Here is a 6,877-nt window from a genome sequence, read left to right as displayed (position 1 = left end):
AGCTTGCCGCCGTTGTCGACAACGCTGATGCTGAGCTGCCCGCCAGCGGCACGCACCTCAATGGCGATGGCGGGGGCACGATGATCAGGCAGGCCGTGCTCGATCGCGTTGGCGATCGATTCCGCCACGACCAGCGCCACGGGCAGCGCCTGTTCCATCGAGAGGCGCAGGTCGGATGGGCAATCGACCCGGCGCGCAATGTCGCTGCGGCCGTTCGCTTCCACCACATCGTCGAGCAATGCCGTCAGGAAGGCGGCAAGATCCTTGCCGCTTTCATCGGCATCGTAGAGCCGGCGGCTGATCCGCCCGATCAGCGCGACCCGCTGGGAGGCCTCGGCCAGTGCGGCCGCAGCCAGGGGATCGGCGAGGCGGCGTCGCTGCAGCGCCAGAAGCCCGGCAACCGCTTGCAGATTGTTCGATACCCTGTGCTGCAGCTCATCGAACAGCAGCGCGCGGGTGCGGGCCAGCGCTGCGCTCCGCTCGCGTTCCTGCGCCAGGTGACCGTTAGCGCGCTGCATCCAGTGGATGATCAATACGTCGGTGGCCACGACCAGCGTGTAGAAGCCCATCGCCGAAAGCGAGCCGAGATCGAGATTGAACGCGTTTCTCGGCGGGATGAAGAAATACCAGGCGAGAAGCCCACCCAATGCAGCGGCCGCCGACCCGTAGCGCGCGCCGAACAGCACCGACACCAGGATCACGGCGGGGAAGAAGGTGAGGAACGGAAAGCCGGGCGGCAGCGTGCCATCCGCGGCATGGCGGATCCAGAACGCGACGCCGACAGCGACACCTGTTGCCGCCCATGCGGCGGGCGGACGAACAGTGGGCGGAAGGCGATCTAGCGGCAGAAAAGACCCTTGAAGCGAAGGTGGGTAATCCACCTTCGCCAAGCATTAGAGGGCAAAGCCATTCAGGTCGAGAGGGAGGACCGCCGTGTTCGCAGGCGCTTAGGCGGCAGGACCGATCAATGGCCCCACCACGGATAGCCGGGCGGCATGTCCCGCGTGATTCGGCCGGGAAAGGCCGGCGCGCGCTTTTCCAGGAAAGCCGCAACCCCTTCGCGGACGTCCGGTCCGGCGCCCAGTGCCATGGCGAAGCCGCCATCCACCTTCAGCGCGGCGGTTGGCGATGCCTCTCCTGCGAAGCGCCACAGCATCTGCCGGGTGAGCGCGATGGAGACGGGGGCGGTGTTCTCGGCGATTTCTAGCGCGATTTCCTGCGCCTTCTCCAGCAGCCTGTCGGCGGGCACGACCTCACTGACGAGTCCGCCGGACAGCGCCTCGGCTGCGTCGAAGATCTTGCCGGAAAGACACCAGCGCAGCGCCTGGGGGAGCCCCACGATCTGCGGCAGGAACCAGGCGCTGCCCGCCTCCGGCACCAGGCCGCGGCGGGCAAAGACGAAGCCGAAGCGCGCGCTGTCCGCAGCGATGCGGATGTCGCACGGCAGGGTGAGCGTCGCGCCGACGCCGACCGCAGCACCGTTGATCGCGGCGATGACCGGCTTGGGGCTGTCGAACAAGGCGCCCACGAAGCCGCCGCCGTCCTGGCGCGGCTTGCCCTCAGCGGCGAAATTGGGACCGCCGCTGCCGAAGCTGTCGGCGCCGCCCGAGATGTCCGCGCCGGCACAAAAGCCGCGGCCCTCGCCCGTCAGGATGATGGCGCGGACCTTTTCCTCCTTGCCCGCCTTGCGCACTGCTTCGGCAAGTTCGGCGCCCATCACCGCGGTATAGGCGTTCAGCTTGTCGGGACGGGCGAGCATGATCGTCGCGATCGGCCCGTCGATCGTGAAGCGGATCTGTTCAAAGGTCATCGGCCTCTCCTTGGCTTGCGGATCATGATGCGTCCGCTTTCTCCAGCGCATAACCTGTCCCGCCGCCATGCGCCATGCGGTGCGCCGGCATCGCCAAAGCGGCTTTCCCCTATCGCTCGCGCAGCTTAACGAGGGGGCATGTGGCAGCTCTACCAATTTCCCTTGTGCCCCTTCACGCGCAAGGTTCGCATCCTTCTGGGCGAGAAGGACGTCGGCTATGAGCTGGTACGGGAGATCCCGTGGACGCGGCGGGACGAGTTCCTCGACATGAACCCCGCCGGGCAGACGCCGGTGATGGTCGATGGCGAGCGCGGCACCGTGCTGATCGATTCGATGGCGATCTGCGAATATTTCGAGGAGACGGTGGACCGCGCGGCGATGATCAACGGATCGGCGGCGAATCGCGCCGAGATCCGGCGCCTGGTCGCGTGGTTCGATTCGCAATTCTATCGCGACGTCAGCCAGCCGCTGATCGAGGAACGCATGGTGAAGCGGCTGGTGCTGCGCCAGTCGCCCAATGCGGCACGGCTGCGCGAAGCAATGAAGTCAGCGATCGGGCACCTCGATTACATCGATTACCTGCTGGATCATCGCAAATGGATGGCGGGCGCGACGATCAGCCTCGCCGACCTCGCCGCGGCGGCACATATTTCGGTGGCGGACTACCTAGGCGGGATCGACTGGTCCGGGCATACCCATGCCAAGGCGTGGTATTCGGCGTTCAAGAGCCGCCGCAGCTTCCGCCCGCTTCTGGCCGAGCGGATGAGCGGGATCGAACCGCCGAACTATTACGAGAACCCGGATTTCTGATGCACGCCACGCATGACGCCGGCGCCCCGGCCGCCGAAACGATCGCCTTCGACGAATTTCTGAAGGTCGACATACGCGTTGGCACCATCGTTTCGGCCGAGCCTTTTCCCGAGGCGCGCAAGCCGGCGTTGAAGCTGGTGATCGATTTCGGGCCGGTGATCGGGCGCAAGAAATCGTCGGCGCAGATCACGGAGAACCATGCCGTCGAGCAGCTCCTCGGCCAGCAGGTGATGGCGGTGGTAAACTTTCCGCCGCGGCAGATCGGGCCGGTGATGAGCGAGGTGCTGACGCTGGGATTCCCTGATGAGACGGGCAAGGTGGTGCTGGCCGCGCCGGTGATGAAGGTGCCGGACGGCGGGCGCCTGTTCTAGCCAGCAAGGACCGATTGGCAGCCCGCCGCTGACTGTTGCTGCGACGCAACACAATCATTTTACTTCGCCCGGCGGGCAACAAGCCGGAGCGACGCGGGTTCGAACCCCGGACCGCGCATCACACGCGGCCTTGTAAAAGGTATCGTTATGAAGAAGTTGCTTATGGCGGCCGTTGCCGCCGCGTTTGTGTTCCCCGCCGCCGCATCTGCGCAGGACACCACCACCGACGGATCGCGTGCGTTCGGGATCGACCCCTATGTCGGCGTGATGGGCGGATATGAAGGTTTCGAGAGCAACCCGGGCGGCGGCATCCCCCCGTCGGTGCGCGGCGATCGCCTGAAGGGCGGGCTGGTCGAGGGCGTCGCGGGTGTCAACGTGCCGCTCGGTGGTTTCTTCGTGGGCGTCGAGGGCAATGCCGCGAAGGGCTTCACCGGCGACATCGACTGGCAATATGGCGTGCACGGCCGGGTCGGTGCGCGTGCCGGCGAAACCGGCCTGATCTACGTCAAGGCGGGCTATATGTGGACGAACTTCGACCGCTATGGCCCCGACAGCCGTGACTTTGGCGACATCTCCTATGGCATCGGCGGCGAGTTCGGTCCTTCGGCGATCGGCCTCGATGGCCTGGTCAAGAAGGAAGGCATCCGCTTCCGCGCCGAAGTCTCCACGCAGGGCGAGTTTGAATCGGTGCGGCCGATGATTGGTATCGTCGGGCACTTCTGATCGGTTGCGATCGGTGAAAGAGAGGGGCTCCGGCGATTGCCGGGGCCTTTTTCTTGTTGGGGCCGAGCAAGGTCGATTGGCGAACGCGGCCGGCGCAACTTTCTTTATCGACCGTCATCCCCGCGGAGGCGGGGATCCAGAAACGCTGGCCGTTGTGAGAGCAAGCGGCGCAGCGTCTATGGATCCCCGCCTTCGCGGGAATGACGGAGGTGGGTTTGGCGCCGTCGCCTAAAGCCCCAGCACCTGTTTCGCGATGATGTTGCGCTGGATTTCGTTGGAGCCGGCGTAGATCGGGCCGGCGCGCTCGTTCATGTAGCGCAGCGGCGCGAGAGCGTGCCATTCCTCGCCCGACACGTAGCCGTCCGCCGGCGGCGTGTGGCGTGGGACGGGGCCGCCCGGCATGGTGGCGTGCGGCTGATAGACGAGGCCGCGGTCGCCGGCGGCTTCCATCGTGAGTTCGGTCAGCGTGCCGGCGAGTTCGGTGCCCATGATCTTCATCATCGACGACAGAGCGCCGACGCTGCCGTCACCGTCGGCGGCGGAGAGCAGGCGCAGTTCCATGATTTCCAGCACGTCGGCGCGGATGCGCGCGCGCGCGAGCTTGGTGGCGAAGACGGGATCGTCGATCAGTGGCTGGCCGTCGCTGCCGATCGTCTCGGCGGCGTGACGGGCAATCGCGTCGGCGCGCGCCTTTAATGCGGGGGCATAGGCGTTGCCGCCGCGTTCGAATTCGAGGAGGTATTTGGCGACGCTCCAGCCGCGGTCGATCTCTCCCATGACGTTCGCCTTGGGCACGCGCACGTCGGTGAAGAAAACAGCATTCTGGATCTGCTCGCCCGAAGACATGGTGAAGGGGCGGACCTCGACACCCGGCGTCGTCATGTCGATGAGGAGGAAGGTGATACCCTGTTGCGGGCGACCTTCCTTTGACGTGCGGACGAGGGCGAAGATCCAGTTCGCCTCACTGGCGTGGGTGGTCCACACTTTCTGGCCGTTGATGATGAGATCGTCGCCGTCCTCGACCGCGCTGGTTTGCAGGCTGGCGAGGTCGCTGCCGGAGCCAGGCTCGGAATAGCCCTGGCAGAAGAAGATCTCGCCCGAGAGAATACGGGGGAGGAAGAACTGCTGCTGTTCGGGCGTTCCATATTTCATGATGACATAGGCCACCATCGAAATGCCCATTGGCGAGAGGCCCGGGGCGCCGGCGGCGATTCGCTCACGATTCCAGATGTAATGCTGCGCGACCGTCCAGTCGGTGCCGCCGTGCTCGGGCGCCCAGTGCGGCGCGGCCCAGCCTTTGGCGACCAGGATCTCCTGCCACTTCATGCTGGCGTGGTGATCGGCATAGACGCTGGTGGAGAGGCGACCGGCGCGCTGAAGATCGGGGGTGAGGCTGGTTTGCAGGAAATCACGGACTTCCGCCTCGAACGCCTGTTCCTCCGGGCTCCACTTCAGGTCCATTCGGCCTCTCCTTATGTCCTTCGCGGGGTTGCACCCCCGTCATGAGGGTCTATGTCGCAGCCGTTTCCCATATCCGCAAGGCGAGTGCACCCGATGGCTGACGAATTCGATTATGACGTTCTCGTGATCGGTGCCGGTCCGGGCGGCTATGTCGCGGCGATTCGGGCGGCGCAGCTTGGCCTGAAGGTGGCGTGCGCGGAAAGCCGCGAGACGCTGGGCGGCACCTGCCTCAACGTCGGGTGCATCCCGTCCAAGGCGATGCTGCACGCGAGCGAATATTTCGATGCGGCAGCGAACGGCACGATGGCCAAGATGGGCATCAAGGTGACGCCGGAGCTGGACCTTGAGGCGATGCATGCGCAGCGTCGCGACTCGGTGAAGGGGCTGACCGGGGGCATCGAATTCCTGTTCAAGAAGAACAAGGTGACGTGGCTGAAGGGCCGCGCCAGCTTCGAGGATGCGCACACCGTCAGCGTCGGCGAGCAGAAGGTGACGGCGAAGAACGTGGTGATCGCCACCGGTTCGAGCGTGACGCCGCTGCCGGGTGTGACGATCGACCAGCAGGTGGTGGTCGATTCGACCGGCGCGCTGGAGCTGCCCAAGGTGCCGGAACATATGGTCGTGATCGGCGGCGGCGTAATCGGGCTGGAGCTGGGTAGCGTCTGGCGGCGACTGGGCGCCAAGGTGACCTGCGTCGAGTTCCTCGACCAGATCCTGCCGGGCTTCGACGGCGACGTGCGCAAGGAAGCCAACAAGATCTTCAAGAAGCAGGGGATCGAGTTCAAGCTGTCGACCAAGGTGACGAGCGTTGCCGTCGACGGTGGTAAGGCGACGCTGACCGTCGAGCCGGCCGCGGGTGGCGAAGCGTCGACGATCGATGCGGATTGCGTGCTGGTGTCGATCGGGCGCAAGCCGAACGTCGAGGGGCTGGGGCTGGAGAAGATCGGGCTGGAGCTGAACAACCGCGGGCAGATCGGGACGGATCACGATTTCCGCACCTCGGTGAGCGGCGTGTGGGCGATCGGCGACGTGATCCCGGGCCCGATGCTGGCGCACAAGGCCGAGGACGAGGGCATTGCCGTCGCCGAGAATATCGCCGGGCAGCATGGCATCGTGAACCATGATGTGATCCCGTCGGTGGTCTACACCTGGCCGGAAGTCGCGGGCGTCGGCCTGACCGAGGAGGCCGCCAAGGAAAAGGGCGAGATCAAGGTCGGCAAGTTCCCGATGGTGGCCAACAGCCGCGCCAAGACCAACCATGAGCCCGACGGCTTCGTGAAGGTGATCGCCGACGCCAAGACCGATCGCGTGCTGGGCGTGTGGTGCATCGCCACCGTCGCGGGCACGATGATCGCCCAGGCGGCGCAGGCGATGGAGTTCGGCGCGACCAGCGAGGACATTGCCTACACCTGCCACGCGCACCCGACGCATTCGGAAGCAGTGAAGGAAGCGGCGATGGCAGTGCAGGGCAAGCCGATCCACATCTGATCGGGTCACTCGCACGATACGCAAAAAGGGGGGCATTGGCGGATTGGCCGGCGCCCCTTTTTCGTTGGTGGCGGCTAGGCGGTCAGTTCCTTCAGCGGGGTGGCCGCATCCGCCAGTCGCGCGGGATCGGGCGTGGCGGCGGTTTCGACGAGCTTTCGGCCCTGGACGTAATCCTTGACCGCGTTGACGCAGTCGAGCGCGATGACGCGGCCGG

8 protein-coding genes are annotated in these 6,877 nt (G+C 65.6%); 4 read left to right on the top strand and 4 right to left on the bottom strand.

From position 1 onward, the window contains the following. On the bottom strand, positions 1–881 hold an 881-nt coding region (locus AX702_RS07815; RefSeq protein ID WP_197420529.1), incomplete at its 3' end, for a sensor histidine kinase. An 83-nt stretch (positions 882–964) separates the two neighbouring features. Beyond that, positions 965–1,810: an enoyl-CoA hydratase-related protein gene (locus AX702_RS07810; RefSeq protein WP_066778280.1), complete on the bottom strand. Its 846-nt coding sequence runs from the start codon at positions 1,808–1,810 to the stop codon at positions 965–967. A gap of 138 nt (positions 1,811–1,948) precedes the next feature. On the opposite strand from AX702_RS07810, the gene AX702_RS07805 reads away from it, so the two are divergent. The 3 genes from AX702_RS07805 to AX702_RS07795 all read left to right on the top strand — a co-directional run bounded on the left by AX702_RS07805 (position 1,949) and on the right by AX702_RS07795 (position 3,714). Next, positions 1,949–2,620, top strand: coding sequence for a glutathione S-transferase family protein (locus AX702_RS07805; protein WP_066778278.1), 672 nt, complete (start codon positions 1,949–1,951; stop codon positions 2,618–2,620). Next, positions 2,620–2,991 carry a tRNA-binding protein gene (locus AX702_RS07800; RefSeq protein WP_066778276.1) on the top strand — a complete coding sequence of 124 codons (372 nt, stop codon included), beginning with the start codon at positions 2,620–2,622 and terminating at the stop codon, positions 2,989–2,991. Before AX702_RS07805 ends, AX702_RS07800 begins: the two co-directional genes overlap by 1 nt. Positions 2,992–3,138: 147 nt before the next feature. Next, complete coding sequence (locus AX702_RS07795; protein WP_066778274.1) at positions 3,139–3,714, top strand: opacity protein; 576 nt, start codon at positions 3,139–3,141, stop codon at positions 3,712–3,714. 228 nt (positions 3,715–3,942) lie between these two features. Here AX702_RS07795 and AX702_RS07790 read toward each other — a convergent pair whose 3' ends face one another. Next, positions 3,943–5,175, bottom strand: a complete 1,233-nt coding sequence (locus AX702_RS07790) for an acyl-CoA dehydrogenase family protein (protein ID WP_066778272.1) — start codon at positions 5,173–5,175, stop codon at positions 3,943–3,945. Positions 5,176–5,268: 93 nt separating this feature from the next. On the opposite strand from AX702_RS07790, the gene lpdA reads away from it, so the two are divergent. Beyond that, complete coding sequence (lpdA, locus tag AX702_RS07785; protein ID WP_066778271.1) at positions 5,269–6,663, top strand: dihydrolipoyl dehydrogenase; 1,395 nt, start codon at positions 5,269–5,271, stop codon at positions 6,661–6,663. 74 nt (positions 6,664–6,737) lie between these two features. On the opposite strand, the gene AX702_RS21575 is transcribed toward lpdA, so the two are convergent. Then, a partial coding sequence (locus tag AX702_RS21575; protein ID WP_331710385.1) for an oxidoreductase C-terminal domain-containing protein occupies positions 6,738–6,877 on the bottom strand: 140 nt, incomplete at its 5' end.

The sequence above is a fragment of the Sphingomonas sp. CCH5-D11 genome (genome assembly GCF_001557395.1).
Classification (GTDB): Bacteria; Pseudomonadota; Alphaproteobacteria; order Sphingomonadales; family Sphingomonadaceae; genus Sphingomonas.
The sequence above is the reverse complement of the archived record's forward strand: the minus strand, read 5'-3'. Positions and strand labels throughout refer to the sequence as shown.